The sequence below is a fragment of the Microbacterium trichothecenolyticum genome (assembly GCF_041938625.1).
Classification (GTDB): Bacteria; Actinomycetota; Actinomycetes; order Actinomycetales; family Microbacteriaceae; genus Microbacterium; species Microbacterium trichothecenolyticum_D.
In genome coordinates this window covers 155,433-176,187 of sequence record NZ_CP169427.1, presented here as the reverse complement: position 1 = coordinate 176,187, position 20,755 = coordinate 155,433, and the positions used below count along the sequence as shown (strand labels likewise).

The window sequence follows — 20,755 nt, the reverse complement described above, 5'->3', positions numbered from 1 at the left end:
CCACTCCGAACATCCCCGACGCCGCTCCATGCGGCGGAGGCTCTTCCAGCCTACGTCGGGAGCTGATCCACTCGGCTGCATCGCCCTCGGGCCGGATTCGAATCGCTCCCGCAATTTGGAACCTTTCCCGCGTCTCGGACATATCGGAATGTGGGTCGGACCTCGGCCCCCTCGCCAAAGTAGACCGGGAGTACAAAAGATGAAGTTCAGGAAGCTCCACCGCCGGATCGCGCCGGCACTAGCACTCACAGCGGCAGCGATCCTCGCGGCTACCGTCGTCGCGCCCACGGCGGCCGTGGCTGATGATCCCTACGCCGAGGTTCGCAGCGGCTATGAAGCGCTCGGGATGACCGAAACGACGATCGACGCTCTCCTTGCAAAGCTCGACGCAGGCCAGCCCATCGATGCGCTCCTTCCCAACGCTGAGCCGGTCAGCGAATCGACGTTCGTCCAAGTCGGTGACGCACCCTACGCGGAGGACGGCGCCACCGTCTTCGTGCGCTGGTATGAAGACGGCTCCCCGGCTGTTTCCGCTGTTGAGGAAGCCGTCGAAGTCCCTGCTGGGGCGATCGTTCCGTTCTCAGTGCAGGGTTGCAGCGTGAGCTCGGGTAGCGGGTACTCCAACTACACCGGTTGCACTGTGTCCGCCTGGTGGGGCACCGTACAGAGCGCATTCCGCGCCAGCTTCACCCTCGTGCAGGGCGGATACGATCAGATCACCAACGCGTACAACGGATGGCAGCAGTGTGCCTATCCGACAACATGCAGTGCCCCGTACGAATCGCAGCGCAAGTCGTACGAGAACGCCTCGGGACCGGCGACCTCGCGCTGGCAGCAGACTGTCACTGCACCCTGGGGATCCTGGGAGGTTTGGATCCAGCTGCGAGTAGGTGGAGACTCGTACGGCAACATCTCGTCCTGATGATCGAACGGAGCGTCTCGATGTCTCCAGACCCCACCATTCCGCTCGGGTGGAACCTCGCCCTCTACGGCTGGATCGCAATCGTCCTGGTCGCGATCACGATCGGTGTGGTTTCTACAGTCAAAGCGCAGCACCTGTCCACGCAGACGAAAGTCCTCTGGATCGTCCTGCAGTTGCTGATCCCGCTACTTGGCACCGTGCTGTGGTTCACCTTCGGGTACCGCGCCCGGCGCCGCCGCCGGGCCCTGGGGTAGCAATTCCGTGATCGACGGGGAGTGGGTGTCAACAAGCCAGATGCCTACTCCCCGTTCCGATGCACTGGCGGGCGCCGAGCTATCACCGCAAAGCTGCTGCATCTCGTCGTACACGTCGCGCCCAGCCCCTGTGCGATAGCCGGGCATCGATGCGCGGGCTTCCAGCCCAAAGGGCACCGCGAAATTCGGTCGGCCAACGGTCCATCCGCGGAAGGGGCCCCTCGAAGTTCGCGGTTGGCGACGCGCGATCACAGGTCGGTCTGCGCACACCTATCGGACCGCGGCTACCAAAGTGTAAGCGTTCCGACGATGGTCGCGTCTCGCTTGGTCAGCGTGGCGACAGCGAGGTACGCCAGTTGCGCACGGTCACCCTTCTCGAACTCCGCGTCCGGCACTTCCGTCATGTGCGGGCGGTACCCTGCTCGCCAGTGCTCGGGTTCGCTCGCACGAAACCCGGGCAGGTCCTGCAAGAGGTCGGCGAGTCGCTGATGGAGCTCACAGACCTGGGTGGATTCCACGAGGCGCACGGGGATGTCTCGATGAGGGCCGAACATCGCCCGATGGGTGAAGGTGATAGCGATGGGACCCAGGCCGTCACAGATCTTGCTGACAGCGCTAACGACTTGTTCGAGAGATTCGGTCAGGAAGAAGTTCGACGCTAGCGTCACGTGTGCCGGCCACTCGCGGCGACCAAAAGATGTACCGGCCTCGAGCGGTCCCAAGGCAGCAACCACGACGAATAGTTCCCCGATGGCAGGGTTCTCCACACCCACAGTCTGATCGAGCCAAAGCGGGGCCGCACGCAACGCGGTCCCCTAGCGCGCACACGTACGAGGGCTCGGCGCGCCGGCCCGCACCTGAGGCAGGCATGCGCGTATACCCGGCCCGGTGAAGATGCACGTGTGGCCGCGCTATTCGCGCGGCCACACGTGAGGTCACAGCGACAATCGCTCTCGTGACGGCAGAGCTGCTCTATTGAGGGTCGCGGGGACGATCCTCGCCACTCTCGGGCTCATTGAAGCCTTCATCGTCCGACTCAACGTCCTCGGCCGCGCGAGAGCCGTCCCCGTCGTCCGCGGAGTCGCTGGCGGGAGCCGGGAAGTCTTCCGCCGGCTCGGCGGACTCGGGCGCATCCTCGAACTCGCGAGGCCCCGCGTTGTCGTCGGTCTCTCCGGAGTCACGCGTGACTTCGGCCGCGGCTTCCTCTTCAACCCCCGGCTCATCGGTCCGGGCGGGCTCCGTGTCGGCGGCCGGCTCCGAGTCCTCCGCCTGCTCGGCGGTCTCCGCCTGCTCCAGTGCGTCGGTGGGCGCCGACGTCGACTCCGCTTCCTCGACCTGCACCGCCGGCTCCTCGTCGACAGCGGTGTCCGTCCCAGCCGCCGGCTCATCGTCGACAGCGGTGTCCGTCCCAGCCGCCGGCTCAGTGTCGACGATGCCCGCCGCATCCGGGGCGGCTTCGTCCGACACCTCGGCGTCCGACTCCGAAACAGCCTCGGTTCCGAACGAAGCGGGCTCCACAGGTGTGACCTCGTCAGCCTCCACGTCGGGCTCGCCCGCGTCCGCCAACGGCGTCACCGCTTCGGCGTCAGCGGGTGCCGGAGTCGAGTCCGACACCTCGACGTCGGGGCCCTCCTCGATCACCGGCACCGCGACTTCGGAGGTCTCGGCCGCAACCGAACCGCCGGCCTCGCGCTGACGGCGCTGCCGGCGCGTCTCGAACGCCGAAGCACCCGCCACACCCACAGCACCGACCGCGCCACTCGAACCCGCAGCGTCACCCGGTGCCTCCGCACCGGCTGCTCCGACGCCTGCGCCCACGAGCACGCCCGCGGCCGCAGCATCCGTGCCGCCATCCGGACCGTCGCCCTCCGGAGCCGGACCACCGCCATCACCCTCGTCGCGGCGCGTGCGCTTCTCGATGCGCCGTTCCTTCGCGCCCTCGACGAGGTTGTACAGCGTCGGGAGCACGAGCAGCGTGAGCACAGTCGACGACACGAGGCCGCCGATCACGACGATCGCGAGGGGCTGCGAGATGAAGCCGCCCTGACCGGTGATGCCGAGCGCCATGGGCGTGAGCGCGAAGATCGTCGCGAGCGCCGTCATGAGGATCGGGCGCAGACGGCGCGAGCCACCGGCCACCGTCGCGTCGTGCGCCGTCAGGCCCTTCTCGCGGTACTGGTTCACGAGGTCCACGAGCACGATCGCATTCGTCACGACGATGCCGATCAGCATCAGCACGCCGATGAGCGACGCGACGCCGAGCGGGACGCCCGTGATGATCTGCAGCAGGATCGCGCCGGTCGCCGCGAACGGCACCGATACCAGCAGCAGCAGCGGCTGGCGCAGCGACTTGAAGGTCGCGACCATCACGATGTAGACGATCAGGATCGCCGCGAGCAGGGCGAGGCCGAGCTGCGAGAACGCGTCCTGCTGCTGCGTCACGACGCCGCCCAGCGTGGCGTCGGCCGACGACGGCAGGTCGGCGTCGGCGAGCGCCGTCGTCACCGAGGCCGTGGCGGTCTGCAGGTTGTCGGTCGACGGGGTCACCGTCACGGTCGAGGTGCGCTGGCCGCCCTCGGTGGTGATCGAGGTCGGGCCTTCGCTCTCTTCGACGGTCGCGACCTCTTCGAGCGGGATCGGGCCGGTGGCGCTCGGCACCTGCAGCTGACGCAGGTCGTCGAGCGACGCGGGCGTCTCGGATGCGGCGAGGTACACCGTGAGCGACGTGTCGTCGATCTCGACGGTGCCGATCGACTGCGGCTGCATCGTGTTCGACACCAGCGCGCCGACCGCGACCTCCGAGAGGCCGAGCTCCGCGGCCTTGTCGCGGTCCACGGTCACGGCGATGTACGGCAGTGAGGCCGAGAGGTTGCTCGTGACCTGGCCCACGCCGTCGGCTCCGTCGACGGCCGAGATCACAGCATCCGTCGCCTCCTGCAGTGTCGAGGAGTCGGGAGCCGTGACGTCGATCGCGATGTCGGTCGAGCCGAAGCCGCCGCCACCCGACGCGACCGTGATCTCACCGGCGTCGTCGAGGTCGGCGACCGCGGCCTGCACCTCCTCGCGCAGCGCGACCTGGTCGACGCCGGGGTCGGTGGTGATCGAGTAGGTGATGCCGCTGCCGCCGCCCGAGAAGGCGTCGCGCAGGGCGGAGCCGCTCGAGCCGATCGACACCTGCACGGTCTCGATTCCGTCGATGTCGAGGAGCACCTCTTCGACCTGCTCGGCGGCCGCGCTCTCGGCCTCGAGCGAGGGGGCCGGGCCGATGTCCTGCGTCATCGTGAACGTGTTCTGGCCCGAGTCGCCGAGGAAGTTCGTCTTCATGAAGGGAGCCGCGGCGATCGTGCCGACGAGCACCAGCACGGCGAGGGCGAGCGTGATCCACGAGTGCTTGAGGGTCCAGCGGAGGATCGGCAGGTACGACCTCTGCAGGCGGCTCGGCGGAGCGGCCGGGTCCTCGGGATCGACGGCGACGCCGGCCTCGTCGAGGATCGGCTTGCCGGGCTTCAGGAACCAGTACGCGAGCACCGGCACGATCGTCAGCGCCACGAACAGCGACGCGGTCATGGCGATCGTCACGGTCATCGCGAACGGACGGAACAGCTCGCCCGTGACGTCGCCGACGAACGCGATCGGCAGGAACACCGCGACGGTCACGATCGTCGACGCGGTGATGGCCGAGGCCACCTCGCGCACCGCCCGGCGGATCGAGTCGCCCTTGTCGGCATCGCCGACGTAATGCCTCTTGATGTTCTCGATCACGACGATGGAGTCGTCGACCACGCGCCCGATCGCGATCGTGATCGCGCCGAGGGTCAGGATGTTGAGCGAGTAGCCGAACGCCTGCAGGCCGATGAACGTGATGAGGATGCTGGTCGGGATCGAGATCGCCGCGACGAGCGTCGAGCGCACCGACAGCAGGAAGATGAAGATCACGATCACCGCGAACACGAGGCCGAGCAGGCCTTCCTTCGCGAGGGTGTCGATCGACTCCTGGATGTACGGCGCCTGGTCGAACACCACCGTGAACTCGGCGCCGTCGAGCGAGTCCTCGAGGTCGGGCAGCACCGCGAGCACGCCACGCGAAACGTCGACCGTGTTCGCGGCGGGCAGCTTCGTGACGGCGATCGTGAGCGCCGGCTCGCCGTTCACGCGCGAGATCGTGGTGACGGGGTCTGCTTCTTCTGCGACGGTCGCGACGTCGGCGATGGTCTTCGGGCCCGCGACGAACTGGTCGGCGGTCGACGGCACCAGCGGGAGCGCGGCGATCTCGTCGACCGACGAGATCTTCGCGCCGGTCTGCACCGTCAGCGTCACGTCGCCCTCGGTGATCTCGCCGCCGGGGAACAGCACGCCGTTCTGGTCGAGCGCATCGCGGATCGCCTGCTGTGTGTACCCCGACGCCGCCAGCTCGGCCTGGTCGGGGGTGATCGTGACGCGCTGGCCCACGCCGCCGACGATCTGGGCGGCATTGACGCCGGCGACATCCTCGAGATCCGGAATGACGGATGCCTCGAGCTGCGCCTGGATCGTCGCCTCGTCGTCGTAGCCGGTCACGGCCAGCTGAATGACGGGGAAGTCGTCGATGCTCGCCGAGATGACGTTCGGCTCGACCCCGGTCGGCAGCTGCGACTTGATGCGGTTGATCGCCTGCGTCATCTTCTGCTCGGCGGTCGCGAGGTCGGTGCCGTACGTGAACGACGCCTGCACGATCGACGCGTTCGTCGTGCTCGTCGCACTCGTCGACTCGAGCCCCGGAACGCCCTGGATGGCGGTTTCGATGGGCACCGACACGTCGTTGCTCACGACCTCGGGCGACGCGCCCGGGTACGTCGAGACGACGATGAGCGCGGGGAACTCGATCGAGGGGATGAGTTCCTGCTTGAGGTTTGTGAGCGCAAGACCGCCGAAGATGGCGGCGACGATCGTGATCAGCGCGATGAGCGCACGGTTCTTGAGACTCAGAACGGCGAGGTTCGACACACGGAGGCCTTCGCTGGTGAGGTGATGCAGGGGGAGGGCGGGAGCCCGCACGATACGGAGATGTATCGAACTTCAGTATTTCATGCGGCTCTCATGAAACCGCTCCCCCGAGCAGCACGCCGAGTCCCGCGGCGATGGCGGCGAGCGCGAGCGTGCCGAACAGGTTGAGCGCGGCATGACGCCGGCGCTTGCGCTGGGCGAGCAGCACGGTCTCGACCGACACGGTGCTGAAGGTCGTGTAGCCGCCGAGCAGACCCAGGCCGAGCACGAGCGCCAGCTCGGGGGCGATCGCCGTGCCCAGCCCGGTGATCACGCCCAGCACGAGCGAGCCCGAGACGTTCACCACGAGGATCCCCACCGGGAACCGCGAGCCCGCGGCGGGCGTGAGCCACCGGTCGACGAGGTACCGCAGTCCCGCCCCGACGCCTCCCGCGAGTGCGGCGACGAGCAGCCACGGGCTCACGCGGCATCCTCCGGGTACTCGATCTCGCCCGGCCGGTCGGCGATCCGGCGTCCGATGAACAGTCCCACGATCGCGCCGATGACACCTGCGATGACGGATGCTGCGGCCAGCCCCGCCGCGAGCCACGGCGTCGTGAGCCACAGCGCCGTGGCCACGGCGAAAGCGCTGTAGGTGGTGAACCCGCCCATGACCCCGGTGCCGAGGAACGAGCGGAGGACCGGCCGCCGGTCGTCGAGCCAGCCGACGATGACCCCGAGGATGAGGGATCCGAGGACGTTGATCCCGAGCGTGACCCACGGCACCGCGGCGGGGTCGGTCACGGGTTCGAGCACGAGCGCCCGCGCGAGGACGCCGATCGCACCGCCGGCCACCGTGACCCCGAGGATCCGGGGATCGACGGGCTGCGGCATCCCCTCACGCTACTCCGCGCCGCCATGCTCGTTCGTTCGCCACAGATGTACGCCGCAACGCCGAATACGCGTACATCCGTGACGAACGGACAGGGGTCAGTGTCCAGGCCGCAGCAGTCCCCGGATCGCGGACTCGGGCGTGACCGAGAGGTCGAGCAGGTTCCCCTCGCGGTACCTCGTGAACACCCGCGGGTCGATGTACGAACCCCGGGCCACGGCGGGGGTGTTGCCCAAAGCCTCGGCTGTCGCGCGAACCGCGAGCACCTCGGCGCGCTTGCGGTCGGTCTTGGTGTCGACAGTGCCGATACGCGCGAGCGCCTCGGCGGCCAGGATCGTGCCGCGCAGCGTCCGGAAGTCCTTCGCCGTGAACTTCCCGCCGGTCAGCGACCGCACGTACGCGTTCACCTCGGCCGGGGTCAGCGCCACGCGGCGTCCGCCCCGCTGCCACGCGAGCAGCGGCGACCGCGGCCGGCCCGCGGCGAGCAGCTCGATCGCGGCGGCGAGGTCGGCGTCATCGAGCTCGAGCACCTGGTGCTTGCCGCTCTTGCCGGGAAAGGCGAACGAGACGACGGATGCCTCGACCGAGACATCCCGTCGCTGCAGCGTCGTGAGCCCCCTACTGCCGTGCGCGGCGAGATAGCGCTCCGAGCCGATGCGCGGCGCGGCGTCGTCGAGGAGGCGGAACGCGACCGCCAGCACCCGCTCGCGGTCGAGCGCCTCCCGGCGGATCGACGTCGTCACCCGCGCCCGCGCGCGGGGCAGCGCCTCGGCGAGCGCGAGGGAGCGCGCGAACTTGCCGCGATCGCGGCCCGACGTCCAGTCGGGGTGGTAGACGTACTGCCGGCGGCCGGCGTCGTCGACGCCCACCGCCTGGATGTGTCCGTCCGGCCGGGCGCTGATCCACACCTCCTGCCAGGCGGGCGGGATCACGAGCGACTGGATGCGATCCAGGTGTCGAGATGCGGGCGTGCGGCCCTTCGCGTCGAGATATCGGAAGCCCGATCCCGCGCGCAGCCGGCGGAAGCCGGGGTCCTGGTAGGGACGAACGCGGGCGAGCTTCGGCATCGGTTCACGCTACCGAAATCGCCTGGCCGGCCGACGGGCTCGGGTGACCCGCCGGCCGAGTCTCCCCCGACGTCAGTGGTTGCGGATCATCGAGATCAGCTCGGACTTCTTCTTGTTCGAATAGCCCTTGAGACCCAGCTCCTTCGCACGCTTGCGCAGCTCGGACACGGTGCGATCGTCGTAGTCCTTGGCGTTCCCGCCGCGCTTGCCCACCGTCTTGCGGCCTTGGTTCGCCGCGGCGTTCGAGATGCGCGCGGCCTTCTCCTTCGAGGCGCCGTCCTTGCGGAGCTCCTCGTACATCTCGCGGTCTTTGAGGTTCGATCCGCGCTGTCCTGGCATGGCTTCCTCCTTCGTGCACCGCCGTGTGGGCGGGTTTCACAGACCCTTGCCTCCGGTCACCGGCAGGATCGCGCCCGATGTGAACGACGCCTCGTCGCTTGCGAGGTATACGTATGCGCCGGCGAGCTCGGCAGGCTGCCCCGCGCGCCCGAGCGGCGTGTCCTGTCCGAACGTCGCCAGGCGCTCAGCATCCCATCCGGTCGCGGGAATGAGTGGCGTCCAGATCGGTCCCGGCGCGACGCCGTTGACCCGGATGCCCTTCGGCCCGAGCTCTTCGGCGAGCGCCTTGACGAACGCGACCTGCGCCGCCTTGGTCATCGCGTAGTCGATGAGCGACGGCGACGGGTCGAACGCCTGGATCGAGGTCGTGACGATGATCGACGACCCGGGCTTCAGGTGCGGGATCGCGGCGCGCGCGGTGAACATCTGCGCGTACAGATTGGTGCGGAAGACGCGGTCGAGCTCCTCGGTCTCGAGCGTCGCGAGGCTCTCGCGGTCCTTCTGGTACGCCGCGTTCAGCACGAGCAGGTCGAGGCCGCCGAACTCGTCCACGGTGCGCTCGACGATGTCGGCGCAGAACCCTTCCTCGCGCAGATCGCCCTCGAGCGGCAGCGCTCTTGCGCCGCTCTCGGTGATCCAGCGCGCGGTGTCGTCGGCGTCCTCCTTCTCCTCGGTCATGTGGGTCAGCGCGACGTCGGCGCCCTCGCGCGCGAACGCGATCGCGACGGCCCGGCCGATCCCGGAGTCGCCGCCGGTGATGAGGGCACGTCGCTCCGACAGGCGCAGTGAGCCGCGATAGGACTCCTCGCCGTGGTCCGGTTCGGGGCGCGTCTCGTCGGTCAGCCCCGGCTGCTCCTGCTGCTGCATGGGGAAGCCGTCGTCGTGGTGAGCGGTCGTCGGATCGGTCGCGGATGTGCTCATACCCGCGAAGCTACGGACGCGACGCCGAACGCTCACGGGGGTTGACAGCGCTGACCGGATCACCCTAGGCACTGCCCCGCAGGCCCGGCGTATCACCGGAAAAGCGGCGTCGTCAACCCCCTACGGGCCGCGCCCCGCGGGTGCCACTGTCGAGATGTGCCCACGAGGCACGCGATGCATCACATGCATCGACGACGAAGAAGGAGAAGCTCCTATGAACCTCGCCCTGATCATCATCATCGTCGTCGCGATCATCCTTGCGATCGTCGGCGGCCTCAATTCGGCGCTGAGCTGGCTGCTGTGGGTGGCCATCATCGTCGGAGTCATCGCCCTGATCGCCTTCCTGTTCCGAGTCATCAGCGGCGGACGAGGCACCTGACCCCTTCACCACAGGATCAGTTGACGGACGGATGCCGCGGCCACTGGTGGCCGCGGCATCCGTCCGTCTTCTCGCGGTTGGCGCCCGTTCTGCTCACCTGTCACGAGTCGTCGGTCGGACCGGCACATCGCGACAGGTGAGCGAAAAGGGCTACAGGTTCGCCTCCGCGTAGACGCGGAGCGCGTCGCGCACGAACTCGGCGCCGTGCGTGCCGCCCTGGCTCGTCGCGTAGTTTGCGCCGAACCGCGGGTCGGCGACGTACATCTCGCCGAGGCCGATCACGTAGTCCTTCACGTCGCCGCCGGGCGCCGCCGCGGGAGTCCCGGGGATGCCGGTCAGCCACGCGACGTGCCGCTTCGCGACCGCCTGGGCCTCGTCGCTGTCGGGGGCGATGCCGGACTCCGCGGCCGCGATCCAGTCACGGCCGAGGTCCGAGGCGCGCTGCTGCCACGCGGACTTCTCATCGGCGCTCATCGAGCGCCACCAGCGGTCACTGTCGGCGTACGCCTTCTTCCCCCACCGCTGTTCGACCTCGTCCTTGTACTGCGTGTGGTCGAAGCCGTCGAACATGTTCTCTGCCATCAGTCGTTCACCTCCTCTCACTGCGCTGATCGTGTTCTCGACCGACGCGATCTGCCGCGCCAGCCGGTCCTCTTCCTGACGCAGCCACGCCAGATGCGCCTCGAGGGCGGGCACCTCGCCGGTCTCGCGCTCGATCACCGCGGCGATCTGCGGCAGCCCGAGTCCGAGTTCGCGCAGCAGCAGGATCCGCTGCAGCCGCACGAGCGCGGCCTGGCCGTAGTACCGGTAGCCGTTGTGGCCGACGCTCGACGGCGCGAGCAGGCCGATGTCGTCGTAGTGACGCAGCGTCCGGCTCGTGGTGCCGGCGAGCTTCGCGATCTGCTGGATCGACCACTCCTGCTCTTCTTCCATGACGACCTCCTCTCGTTTCGCGTCCGTCGTCGTGATGATCACGCTAAAGGTTGACGCTGCGTCAAGGTCAAGCGAGTTTCCGCAAGATTCTTGACAGAGACGCGATATATCGTGTTACTCTCGAATCACGCGATATATCGCGATACGGATCACCCTAGAGATACCGCAGGAGAAGCAGTCATGACCCTGGAGAAGTGGATCATCCACCCGGGCGAGACGCGCGTCATCGACATCGAGACCGTGCGCACGCTCAAGATCGGCCTCGTCGGCGGGCAGGTCGACGTGATCGCCCACGACGAGCCCGGCATCCGCATCGAGGTCCACGACGTCACCGTCAAGGACCTCCGCATCGAGGTCGCCGACGACCACGTCGAGATCGACCACCCGCAGCTGCGGTGGGACAACTTCCTCGAGGTGTTCCGCAACTTCGGCACCTCCGGTCCGAAGGCCGAGATCAGCGTCGCAGTCCCCCGCGACGTCGCCCTCACTCTCGGTGTGGTCAGCGCCAGCGCCCTCGTCTCCGGACTGCAGAACGCCGCCTCGCTCAACACCGTCTCGGGCGACATCATCGTCGACGGCCTCACCGGCGACCTCTCGGTCAACGCCGTCTCGGGCGACGTGCAGGTGCGCGAACTCGTCGGATCCCTCAACGCCAACAGCGTCTCGGGCGACGTCGCCGCGACCGGTGTCCTCCGCAAGGCCACCATCGACACGGTCTCGGGCTCGGTGCTGGTCGACTCGACCGGCGACATCCTGTCGGTCGGCGTCAACACCGTCAGCGGCGCCTCGACCGTGCGCCTCGACGAGGGCCGCGCGGCCAACTACGTCATCCGCAGCGTCAGCGGCAAGGTCCAGGTCGACGGCGTCGTGCGCTCGGGCACCGGTACCGGCCCGACCACCAACTACGCCGGGGCGGTCGGCGAGCTCAGCGGCAGCTTCGCCGACGTGCGCGCCCACAGCGTCTCGGGCGATATCACCGTGCTGCGCCGCGCGGCTTCTCCGGTGACGGATGCTGCGCCCCCCGCGTCCGTCGACGCACCGGCGTCAACGCCGGCTGATGCCGGCCCGTCCGCCGGGGCCGCCGGCGTCGACGAAGCGGCCGCCGGTGAAGCGGCGACCGGCTTCGACCGAGAAGGGCTGTGAATCATGGCCCCGGTCTTCTCGCACGGCGACCTGCGCCTGTACCTGCTGAACCTGCTCGATGAGGGGCCGCGCCACGGCTACGACATCATGCAGGCCCTGTCGGACCGCACGGGAGGCACCTACACCCCCAGCGCCGGCACCATCTATCCGCGCCTGGCGAAGCTCGAAGAGGAGGGCCTCGTGACCAAGACCGTCGACGGACGCAAGACCGTCTACTCGATCACCGAGGCCGGCCACGCCGAGGTGCAGTCCCGCGCGGGCGAGCTCGAGGGCATCGAAGCCGGCCTCGCCGACTCGGTGCGGCTCATCGCCGACGAGGTGCGCGGCAGCGTCCGCGAGGCGATGAAGAGCCTCCGCGCCGACCTCGCCGCCGCGTCGCGCGAAGAGCGTCAGACCACGCCGCAGCCGTCCCGCGACGACGACCCGCGCGTGCGCAGCCGTGAGCAGGTGCAGCGCGTCGACGCGTTGGTGAACGAGTTCCGCGCGAACGTCCGCGGCGACGTCCGCGTCCACGTCGCTCGCGGCGGCGACCTCGCTGCCGCCGTGGTCGACCAGCTGGCTGCGGAGCTCGACCGCGTGGCGCGCGACGTGACGCGCGCGCTGCGCGGCTGAGCCGCGGCATCCGATCGCCGGAAACGCCCTGGGTTCATTCGTAAGCCCAGGGCGTTTCGACTCGCTCGTACCTCGCTCGCTCAACTGTCACTGTGGGTAGTGGCTGACCGTGTCTGCTGGCAGGGTCGGCTTGGTGCTCGCTGTCGGGTGTGACTCGCCGCTCAACTGATCACGCCTGGCGTGTGTCTTCCGCTCGAACTGTCCACTCGATGGTGAGCGCCGACGCCGGGTCCTGCCCGTCGTGGTGACTTGATAGAAGCACGGCCGTGATGGCTCATGACAGTTCTGTCCCGCGACGACTCCATCAGAGCCCGGGCGTCGGCTACGACCGCCCCGTCCGCTCAAAGATCAGGAGATCGCAGTGACCATCGTCGCAGACAGGTACCGGTTCGTCACCGGTGTCGACACCCACTCCAAGAAGCATCAATACGCCGTCGTGGACCACACTGGCCGGCTCGTCGACGAACGCGCGTTCCCCACCTCCCCGGCAGGCATCGCCCGCGCTACGAAGTGGCTGGACACCATCGTCGGCGGTCAGCCGCTGCTGGTGGCCATCGATGGTGCCGGTTCCTACGGCCGACAGCTGGCCGAGGCGTTCGCGGGCACCGGTGCCCGGATCGTCGAAGCCCCGTCCATCCGCTACCGCCCCGCGGGCAAGGACGACCGCCTCGATGCCCGCACCGCCGCCACCACCGTGCTGCCGATGGACGCCGACCGGCTCACCGACCGCAAGGCCGGTGCCGAACGCGACGCGATCCAGGTGCTGCTCACCGCCCGGACCGAGATGACCCGGGACCGCACCCGCACCCTCAACGCGCTCACCGCGCTGACCCGCCGGTTCGATCTCGGCATCGATGCCCGCCGCTCCCTCACCACCGCGCAGATCACCACCATCGCGGCCTGGCGCACCCGCCCCACCGACCCCCTCGACGTCCGCACCGCCCGCGCCGAAGCCGTCCGGCTCGCCACCCGCGCCCGCACGCTGACCACAGACCTCGCCGGCAACAAAACCACCCTGCACCAGCTCACGGTCCAGCTCGTCCCGCAGCTGCTGGCCGAGCCCGGCATCGGGCCGGTCAGCGCCGCGCAACTCTACGCGTCCTGGTCACACCCTGGCCGGGTCCACTCCGAGGCCGCGTTTTGCTCGCCTCGCCGGCGTCGCCCCGAAGCCCGCCTCCAGCGGCGACCGCGTCCGCCACCGCCTGGACCGCGGCGGCGACCGGCGCCTGAACGCCGCCCTGCACCGCATCGTGATCACCCGCTGGCGCGCCCACCCCGAAACCCTCGCCTACATCTCCCGACGCCGCGCCGAAGGACGCACCGACCGCGACATCCGCCGCTGCCTCAAACGCATCATCGCCCGACACCTCTACCGCCTCCTCGAAGCCGGTTGACGAACATAGAAGCTTCGAGCGGAGAGGTCAGGCCGGCCAGATCTCCTCGTCGTCGGGAACCGGCTCGCCCAAGGGCACGATCAGGATCGGGCGGTGCTGGCGGTGCGCGAGGCGCGCACCGACCGAGCCGGTGAAGAACTCGCGAACCGACTCGCCGAAGCCGCGCTTGCGCGTGCCCACGACGAGCAGGCGCGCGTCGATCTGGTCGGCGAAGTGCTTGATGGCCATCGCGGGGTCGCCGACGAGCTGGCGCACGGTCCATTCCGCTCCGGAATCACCGAGAACGGAGGCCGCGGCCTCCTGCACCTTCGCGAGCTCGCCCTCGCCGGCGGCGATGTTGATGTCGATCGGCGCGGAGTGGACGTAGCCGTCGGGGTCCTCGTAGGTGACGAAGCGCGTGACGTCGACGTGCACGACGACGAGCGGCGCCTGGAAGAGCTTCGCGTAGCGCGCCGCCTCCTTCAGGACGCGCGGCGACTGGTCGGGGATGACCCCCGCGATCACCGCCCCGTGCAGGCCCGCATCGGTCGTCGCATCGCCCTGTGGCTCGGATGCCTCGTCGGTCATATGTCCGCACTCCTCCTCCACCGGTGGCGTCGGAACCGCCGGGGTGCGGGGGCTCCGTGTTATCCTGAATGCTACTCTTACCGGTTCGAAGCCGGATTCGTGAATGCCCGGGTTTGCGCGGCTGAGAGCCCGCAAAATAGCCCGCGATCCTAAATGAGGGGGTCTCGCATGGGGCGTGGCCGTCAGAAGGCGAAGCACACCAAGATCGCCCGAGAGCTGAAGTACGACACGTACAGCGTGAACTACTCGGCGCTCGAGCGCGAGCTCGGTCATCACAGTGAAGACGAATACGTCGACAAGTGGGCCGACCAGTACAACGACGAAGACGAGGACGAGACCTCGCCGCTCTCGTCGTCGCAGGCGTAACACCCCGCATGTCGGCCGCCGTTCCCGGCGGCCTGACCGATGTTCGTCGACCCCGGGGTCTTTACGGATTCCGGGTGCCTCACCACGCGCCGTGGCGGCGCTCCCAGTCGTCCTCGACGGTGTGGGGGCGCGCCGCGACGACGCCCGCGGGGATCGCTGCCGCGACGACGATCGCCAGCACGATGAGCGGACCCGTCCACGAGTCCGTCGCTTCGTGGAGCAGGCCGATGCCGAGCGGGAACAGCGCCGCGATCGCGTAGCCGCCGCTCTGGGCGAACCCGCTCAAGGCGACCGAGCCCTCGTGCGTGCGCGTGCGCAGGCCGAGCAGCACGAGGATCATCGGGAACAGCAGAGGCGCGAGCCCCAGCAGCACGACCCAGAGCCACGGCGCGGCCGTCGGCGCGAAGAGGAAGCCGGCGATGCCGGCGAATCCGCACGCGACCGCGATCCCGAACAGCAGTCGGGTGGCGTTCCCGCGCGTGACCAGCAACGGCACGACGAGGGATGCCGGCAGGCCCATGAATCCGAAGAGCGACAGCAGCGCACCGGCCGTGGCCGGCGTGACGCCCGAGATGTCGACGAGCAGCTTCGGCATCCACGCGAACATCGTGTAGGCGATGGTGCTCGACACCGCGAACGAGACGAGCAGCGCCCAGGCGAGCGGAACCCGCCACATGCGGCCGAACGCCTGCGGGCTCGGCTCCTCGATGTCGTCGTCGTCCTTCTGGGCCTCGGCAGCACGGTGACGAACCGCGAGACCGATCCACGGGATCATCGCCACGAGGGCGAAGACGGCCCACGAGCCGAGCGAAAGGTGCCAGTCCGCAGCATCCGCCATCGGAACCGCGATGAGGGGCGGAAGGAAGGTCGACACCGCCATCGTGGTGGAGAAGATCGTCGTCATCAACCCGATGCGATCGGGGAAATAGCGCTTGACCAGCGGCGGCAGCAGGATGTTGCCCGTGCCGACCGCGGCGAACACCAGCGCGGTGCCGGCGAGCAGCAGACCCCAGCTCGGCGCGAAGCTGCGCGCGACGAGCCCGAGCGTCACGACCGCCATCGCCGCGACCGCGAGGCGTTCGAGCCCGAACCGGCGCTCGAGCGCCGGCGTCAGCAGGCCGAAGATCGCGAAGCACACGGGCGGCGCGGTGCCGATGAGCCCGATCACCGCCGGCGGGACGGCGAAGTCCGCGGCGATGTGGTCGTAGAGGGGCGACAGCGAGGCGACGGCCGAGCGCAGCGAGAACGCGAACAGCACGATGCCGACGAGCGCGAGGGTCCTCCCCTGCCAGAGCGAGCGGGCAGGAGACGACTTCACTCGTCCAAGCCTATGCGCGCGAACGGATGCCTCGGCCCGGGGCAGGCGCCCGAGCGCGCAGCATCCGTCTCCCAGATCAGGAGATCTGGCGGAGACAGGACGATCCCGGCGAAACACTCCTGTCCTCGCCAGATCTCCTGATCCGGAGAAGGCTCAAGGCGGGCGGACGGATGCCTCGGCCCGGCGCGGGCTTGCCGAGCGCGCGCCGCGCCCGGCGGAGGCGGGAGGTCAGGACTCCTGGGAGCCCTCGACCCAGGCCAGGTACTCGTCGGTGACGGTGCCGGTGATGTAGCGGCCGTCGAAGCAGCTCATGTCGAGGTCCTCGACGTCGGAGCCCTCGAGGATCGCCGCCTTGAGGTCTTCGACCTCCTGGTACACAACGAAGTCGGCACCCAGCTCCTCGGCGATCTGCGGGATCGTGCGGCCGTGGGCCACCAGCTCATGACGCGACGGCATGTTGATGCCGTAGACGTGCGGGTAACGCACGGGCGGCGCGGCCGAGGCGAACGTGACGCTCTTGGCGCCGGCATCCCGTGCCATCTGGATGATCTCCTTCGACGTCGTGCCGCGCACGATGGAGTCGTCGATGAGAAGCACGTTCTTGCCCTTGAACTCGCTCGACATGGCGTTGAGCTTCTGGCGCACGCTGCGCTTGCGCGCGGCCTGCCCCGGCATGATGAACGTGCGGCCGACGTAGCGGTTCTTGTAGAAGCCCTCGCGGTACTCGACCCCGAGCTTGCGGGCCACCTGCATGGCGGCGGGGCGTGACGAGTCGGGGATCGGCATGACGACGTCGATCGCCTCGCGCGGCGTGTACTTCGCGATGGTGTCGGCCAGGCGATCGCCCATGCGCAGGCGCGCCTCGTACACCGAGATGCCGTTCATGACCGAGTCGGGGCGCGCGAGGTACACGTACTCGAACGAGCACGGCACCAGCTGCGCGTCGGTGGCGCACTGCTTCGTGTGGAGGTTGCCCTCGAGGTCGATGAAGACGGCCTCGCCCGGGTCGACGTCGCGCACGACCTCGAACTCTCCGTTCTCGAGCACGAGCGACTCACTCGTCACGACCCACTCGTAGTGGCCGTCCTCGTGCTTGCGCGTGCCGAGGATCAGGGGACGGATGCCGAACGGGTCGCGGAACGCGAGCAGCCCGTAGCCTGCGATCAGCGCGATCGCCGCGTACGAGCCCTCGACGCGCTCGTGCACGCGGGTCACGGCCTGGAACACCTGCGCCGGGTCGAGCTCGAGGCTCGAGATGGACGACTGCAGCTCGTTCGCGAGCACGTTGACGAGCAGCTCGGTGTCGGACGACGTGTTGAGGTGACGGCGGTCCTTGTGGAACAGCTCCTGCGTGAGCTCGCGCGTGTTCGTGAGGTTGCCGTTGTGCACCAGCACGATGCCGTAGGGCGCGTTCACGTAGAAGGGCTGCGCCTCTTCCTCGTTCGACGCCGTGCCCTTGGTGGCGTAACGCACGTGGCCGAGCCCGATCTCACCGAGGAGCGCACGCATGTCACGGGTGCGGAACGACTCGCGCACCTGCCCCTTGACCTTGTGCATGTGCACGACGCCGTTGCGCTCGGCGGTCGAGATGCCCGTCGAGTCCTGACCACGGTGCTGAAGGAGGAGGAGGGCGTCGTAGATCTCCTGGTTGACAGGCCCGCGGCCCACCATTCCGACGATTCCGCACATGGGTGTTGCCTGCTCCTGCTGTGTGTTCTGGCTTGGCTCAGCGAGCCGTGTGGTCTGCGTATGCGCCGACGAGGCGCACCGCGCCGCCGTCGACGCCCTTGGCGCCCTGCTCCCAGTGGCCGTCGCCACCTCCGCGATCCGGCTGTGGCCGGGCGCCGGTGTGCACGACACCCACCTGCCACGTCGCGATGCCTTCACGGGAGAGAGCGGATGCTGCGGCCTCGGCCTTGTCGGAGGCAACGACCGCGAGGAACCCGATGCCGAGATTCCAGGTGCCCTCGGTCGCCTCGAGCTCGAGGCCTCCGAGGTCGGCGAGGACCCGGAACACCGGGGACGGCGACCACGTCGAGCGGTCGACCTCGACCCACGTGCCCTGAGGGAGCACGCGTGCGAGGTTCGCGGCGATGCCGCCGCCGGTGACATGGCTGAGGGAGTGCACCGCGTCGCCGGTCTCGGTGATCAGACGCAGCAGCGGGAGTGTGTAGAGGCGGGTCGGCTCGAGCAGGGCCTCGCCCCACGTCGTGCCGAAGTCGGCGGCGTTGTCGCCGTACTGGATGCCGGAATTGGCCACGATGTGGCGCACCAGGGAGTAACCGTTCGAGTGGAGGCCGCTGCTGGCGAGCGCCAGCACGACGTCGCCCTCGCGCACCCGCTCGGCACCGAGCACGCGCGAGGCCTCGACGACACCGGTCGCGGCGCCCGCGACGTCGTAGTCGTTGACCCCGAGGAGACCCGGGTGCTCGGCGGTCTCGCCGCCGACGAGGGCCGTGCCTGTGGCCGAGCAGCCTTCGGCGATGCCGCGGACGATATCGGCGATGCGCTCGGGGAACACCTTGCCGCACGCGATGTAGTCGGTCATGAACAGCGGCTTCGCGCCGACTACGACGATGTCGTCGACGACCATGCCGACCAGGTCCTGCCCGATCGTGTCGTGCTTGTCGATGGCCTGCGCGATCGCGACCTTCGTGCCGACGCCGTCGGTGCTGGTCGCGAGAAGCGGCTTGTCGTAGGCCTTGAACGTGGTCGCGTCGAAGAGTCCGGCGAAGCCGCCGACGCCTCCGAGAACCTCGGGGCCGTGGGTGCGGCGCACCGCCGACTTCATCAGCTCGACGGCGAGGTCGCCGGCGGCGGTGTCGACGCCCGCAGCCTGGTACGGGTTCACGGGCTGTGCGGGGCGGGAGGGGGCATCGCGTTCGGATGAGGCCACGGCTACCAGCCTACCGGCGACCCACCTGGACGGATGCCGGGCGCCGCCGCTGTTACGCCGGGGCCGCAGCATCCGCCTCCCCTCCCGCTGAATCGGTTCACTTGCGCTGCATGTACGCGAAACTCGGGCAACGGCGTACATACAGCGCAAGTGAACGGAGAACGGGCGGACGCCGACGGATCGGGGCGTCGTGTCGCGGTTCCCCCCGCCGCGACGTCGATGGCCGGATCTACAATGGCGGCATGGGCGGCGCCGGTGCTCCGGAGTGGCTGATCCGCGAAGATGCCGGTCAGCCGGTTCTTCTCGCCCTCTACCTCCGGCAGGTGCTCGGCATCCGTTCTCCGGAGGAGCTGCCGCACCTGCGCGGCATCCCTCCGCGCACGAACGACCGGTCCGAAGAAGCCCAGGCGCTGCTCGAACGTCAGTGGCGCGAGTTCTGGGCGATGACGGTCGAGCCGCAGGCGCATCCGTCGCCTGTCCCCCTCGATCTCGTCGACGGCTTCGACACCGCGCTCGCCCTTCCCACCGAGGGCTGCGACGAGTTGCGGGCCGCGTTCGAGCCGCACGCGGTCGAGGCGGTGGCGTTCGCGCAGTCGGCGAACGCGCGGTACCGCAAAGAGGCGTCGCACAGCACGGGCACCGCGTACCGCGCGTACGCCGGGGCGATCGCCGAGCACGAGCGGCAGGTCGGCCGCCGGGCGCACTCGTTCGAGCTCAACGTGCAGGTGCTGCCGCTGAATCAGCGCGGGGTCTGGTGGATCGGCTCGCTCACGATCGCCGTCACCGACGGACTCCGGGGGGATGTCGCGGCCTTCGACGCCGCGATCCACCCGATCATCGCCGAGCTGGCGTAGCCGCCGGGCTCAGCGCAACCCTGCAGCTCAGTGAGCGGGGCCGTGGCCGTTGGTGCCGGGCTCCGGGTCGACGTGCACCTGCTGGTGGTCGACGGCGACCTCGTGCGTGTGGCGCCGTGACCGGCGGTCGAGGATCAGCGCGAGGATGCCGCCCAGGGCGAGGCCGATGGGGGCGCAGATGAGCGCCAGGAAGCCGAACACCTGTCCCTGCGAGTACATGACGCCGGTGTTGGGGCTCACTTCGGCGGTGCCGTTGAACGCGAACGTGAGGATCATCGCGACGAAGACGCCGATCAGCGCACCGACGATCAGGAAGACGGAGATCTTCGGCGCCCGTCGCACGCGCACGGTCTCGATGCGGTCCTGGCTGTGCTCGGGCATGTGTCCATTGTCCCACCCGGCGAGCGGGATCGTGCCATGAGAAGGCGCCCGCCCGTACGCCGAAGGCGGAATGACCCCTGGCCGCTTCCGCCGGGCGTCAGGGGCGCAGGGGCAGGAGGTCCGAGATGTCGGCGCGCGTGCCCGAGGCGCTGATGCGACCCGCGGCCGCAGCATCCGTCCACTGTTCCTGGCCTGTGGCGAGGGCGATCCAGGTCGCGGGATCGGTCTCGACGACGTTGGGCGGCGTGCCGCGCGTGTGCCGAGGCCCCTCGACCGCCTGCACCGCGCCGAACGGCGGCACGCGCACCTCGACCGAGGTGCCCGGCGCCTTCTCGGCGAGCAGCTGCAGCAGATAGCGCACGGCCGTCGCGTTGTCGGTGCGGGCGGGCGGGACGGATGCCGCCACCGCCGCCGCGACCGCGCTCAGAGCGGCGCGGCCGTCGTCGGTCGAGATCTTGCGGGCCATCGTGCCAGGCTACGCCGCTGCCCGGTCCGCAACTCAGGATGGATGCCGCGCAGACCCCGTTCCGCGCACGCCAGACCGTAACCATCCTG

21 protein-coding genes and 3 pseudogenes are annotated in these 20,755 nt (G+C 69.1%); 10 read left to right on the top strand and 14 right to left on the bottom strand.

Features of this window, described 5'->3' with window-relative positions; genetic code table 11:
• Positions 1–199 precede the first annotated feature (199 nt).
• Complete coding sequence (locus ACEYYH_RS00865; RefSeq protein WP_374976421.1) at positions 200–922, top strand: hypothetical protein; 723 nt, start codon at positions 200–202, stop codon at positions 920–922.
• The gene (locus ACEYYH_RS00860; protein ID WP_374976420.1) at positions 922–1,176 is read left to right on the top strand and encodes a PLDc N-terminal domain-containing protein; all 255 of its coding nucleotides are present in this window, start codon (positions 922–924) and stop codon (positions 1,174–1,176) included. The genes ACEYYH_RS00865 and ACEYYH_RS00860 overlap by 1 nt, the downstream gene beginning before the upstream one ends.
• A gap of 284 nt (positions 1,177–1,460) precedes the next feature.
• Here ACEYYH_RS00860 and ACEYYH_RS00855 read toward each other — a convergent pair whose 3' ends face one another.
• From ACEYYH_RS00855 to ACEYYH_RS00825, 7 genes and pseudogenes are all read right to left on the bottom strand, one after another.
• Positions 1,461–1,943: a 2'-5' RNA ligase family protein gene (locus tag ACEYYH_RS00855; RefSeq protein WP_374976419.1), complete on the bottom strand. Its 483-nt coding sequence runs from the start codon at positions 1,941–1,943 to the stop codon at positions 1,461–1,463.
• Positions 1,944–3,000: 1,057 nt separating this feature from the next.
• Positions 3,001–6,159: pseudogene (locus ACEYYH_RS00850) on the bottom strand (efflux RND transporter permease subunit); the annotation flags it as partial.
• A 91-nt stretch (positions 6,160–6,250) separates the two neighbouring features.
• Positions 6,251–6,622, bottom strand: coding sequence for a fluoride efflux transporter CrcB (gene crcB, locus ACEYYH_RS00845; RefSeq protein ID WP_374976418.1), 372 nt, complete (start codon positions 6,620–6,622; stop codon positions 6,251–6,253).
• Positions 6,619–7,032, bottom strand: coding sequence for a fluoride efflux transporter FluC (locus tag ACEYYH_RS00840; protein ID WP_374976417.1), 414 nt, complete (start codon positions 7,030–7,032; stop codon positions 6,619–6,621). Before ACEYYH_RS00840 ends, crcB begins: the two co-directional genes overlap by 4 nt.
• Before the next feature lie 96 nt (positions 7,033–7,128).
• Positions 7,129–8,097, bottom strand: a complete 969-nt coding sequence (locus tag ACEYYH_RS00835) for a DNA topoisomerase IB (protein ID WP_374976416.1) — start codon at positions 8,095–8,097, stop codon at positions 7,129–7,131.
• A 72-nt stretch (positions 8,098–8,169) separates the two neighbouring features.
• Positions 8,170–8,436, bottom strand: a complete 267-nt coding sequence (locus tag ACEYYH_RS00830; RefSeq protein WP_374976415.1) for a Rho termination factor N-terminal domain-containing protein — start codon at positions 8,434–8,436, stop codon at positions 8,170–8,172.
• Between the two features lie 36 nt (positions 8,437–8,472).
• Positions 8,473–9,357, bottom strand: coding sequence for an SDR family oxidoreductase (locus ACEYYH_RS00825; protein ID WP_374976414.1), 885 nt, complete (start codon positions 9,355–9,357; stop codon positions 8,473–8,475).
• Between the two features lie 214 nt (positions 9,358–9,571).
• Between ACEYYH_RS00825 and ACEYYH_RS00820 the strand changes: the two genes are divergently transcribed.
• Positions 9,572–9,736, top strand: coding sequence for a hypothetical protein (locus ACEYYH_RS00820; RefSeq protein WP_181911764.1), 165 nt, complete (start codon positions 9,572–9,574; stop codon positions 9,734–9,736).
• Positions 9,737–9,886: 150 nt separating this feature from the next.
• Here ACEYYH_RS00820 and ACEYYH_RS00815 read toward each other — a convergent pair whose 3' ends face one another.
• The gene (locus ACEYYH_RS00815) at positions 9,887–10,669 is read right to left on the bottom strand and encodes a MerR family transcriptional regulator (RefSeq protein ID WP_374976413.1); all 783 of its coding nucleotides are present in this window, start codon (positions 10,667–10,669) and stop codon (positions 9,887–9,889) included.
• A gap of 180 nt (positions 10,670–10,849) precedes the next feature.
• Between ACEYYH_RS00815 and ACEYYH_RS00810 the strand changes: the two genes are divergently transcribed.
• The 5 genes and pseudogenes from ACEYYH_RS00810 (at position 10,850) to ACEYYH_RS00790 (ending at position 13,818) form a co-directional block, all read left to right on the top strand.
• Complete coding sequence (locus ACEYYH_RS00810) at positions 10,850–11,812, top strand: DUF4097 domain-containing protein (protein ID WP_374976412.1); 963 nt, start codon at positions 10,850–10,852, stop codon at positions 11,810–11,812.
• A gap of 3 nt (positions 11,813–11,815) precedes the next feature.
• A complete protein-coding gene (locus tag ACEYYH_RS00805; protein ID WP_374976411.1) occupies positions 11,816–12,424 on the top strand; it encodes a PadR family transcriptional regulator in 609 nt (202 codons plus the stop codon).
• A 361-nt stretch (positions 12,425–12,785) separates the two neighbouring features.
• Positions 12,786–13,193 (top strand): annotated as a pseudogene (locus ACEYYH_RS00800) (transposase); the annotation flags it as partial.
• A gap of 343 nt (positions 13,194–13,536) precedes the next feature.
• Positions 13,537–13,656 (top strand): annotated as a pseudogene (locus tag ACEYYH_RS00795) (transposase); the annotation flags it as partial.
• An 18-nt stretch (positions 13,657–13,674) separates the two neighbouring features.
• Positions 13,675–13,818 (top strand): hypothetical protein, encoded by a 144-nt coding sequence (locus ACEYYH_RS00790; protein WP_374978297.1) that lies wholly within the window; start codon positions 13,675–13,677, stop codon positions 13,816–13,818.
• Positions 13,819–13,845: 27 nt separating this feature from the next.
• On the opposite strand, the gene ACEYYH_RS00785 is transcribed toward ACEYYH_RS00790, so the two are convergent.
• On the bottom strand, positions 13,846–14,385 hold the full coding sequence (locus ACEYYH_RS00785) for a universal stress protein (RefSeq protein WP_374976410.1): 540 nt from the start codon (positions 14,383–14,385) through the stop codon (positions 13,846–13,848).
• A gap of 168 nt (positions 14,386–14,553) precedes the next feature.
• On the opposite strand from ACEYYH_RS00785, the gene ACEYYH_RS00780 reads away from it, so the two are divergent.
• Positions 14,554–14,751 carry a DUF3073 domain-containing protein gene (locus ACEYYH_RS00780; RefSeq protein WP_141895483.1) on the top strand — a complete coding sequence of 66 codons (198 nt, stop codon included), beginning with the start codon at positions 14,554–14,556 and terminating at the stop codon, positions 14,749–14,751.
• A gap of 79 nt (positions 14,752–14,830) precedes the next feature.
• Here ACEYYH_RS00780 and ACEYYH_RS00775 read toward each other — a convergent pair whose 3' ends face one another.
• From ACEYYH_RS00775 to purM, 3 genes are all read right to left on the bottom strand, one after another.
• Positions 14,831–16,069: a CynX/NimT family MFS transporter gene (locus ACEYYH_RS00775; RefSeq protein ID WP_374976409.1), complete on the bottom strand. Its 1,239-nt coding sequence runs from the start codon at positions 16,067–16,069 to the stop codon at positions 14,831–14,833.
• Between the two features lie 228 nt (positions 16,070–16,297).
• Complete coding sequence (gene purF, locus ACEYYH_RS00770; RefSeq protein WP_374976408.1) at positions 16,298–17,758, bottom strand: amidophosphoribosyltransferase; 1,461 nt, start codon at positions 17,756–17,758, stop codon at positions 16,298–16,300.
• 37 nt (positions 17,759–17,795) lie between these two features.
• Positions 17,796–18,860, bottom strand: a complete 1,065-nt coding sequence (gene purM, locus ACEYYH_RS00765) for a phosphoribosylformylglycinamidine cyclo-ligase (RefSeq protein WP_374978283.1) — start codon at positions 18,858–18,860, stop codon at positions 17,796–17,798.
• A 347-nt stretch (positions 18,861–19,207) separates the two neighbouring features.
• On the opposite strand from purM, the gene ACEYYH_RS00760 reads away from it, so the two are divergent.
• Positions 19,208–19,819 (top strand): zinc-binding alcohol dehydrogenase, encoded by a 612-nt coding sequence (locus tag ACEYYH_RS00760; protein WP_374976407.1) that lies wholly within the window; start codon positions 19,208–19,210, stop codon positions 19,817–19,819.
• 27 nt (positions 19,820–19,846) lie between these two features.
• On the opposite strand, the gene ACEYYH_RS00755 is transcribed toward ACEYYH_RS00760, so the two are convergent.
• Positions 19,847–20,200, bottom strand: a complete 354-nt coding sequence (locus ACEYYH_RS00755; RefSeq protein ID WP_374976406.1) for a potassium transporter Trk — start codon at positions 20,198–20,200, stop codon at positions 19,847–19,849.
• A 97-nt stretch (positions 20,201–20,297) separates the two neighbouring features.
• The gene (locus ACEYYH_RS00750) at positions 20,298–20,666 is read right to left on the bottom strand and encodes a sterol carrier family protein (protein ID WP_374976405.1); all 369 of its coding nucleotides are present in this window, start codon (positions 20,664–20,666) and stop codon (positions 20,298–20,300) included.
• Positions 20,667–20,755: the final 89 nt, after the last annotated feature.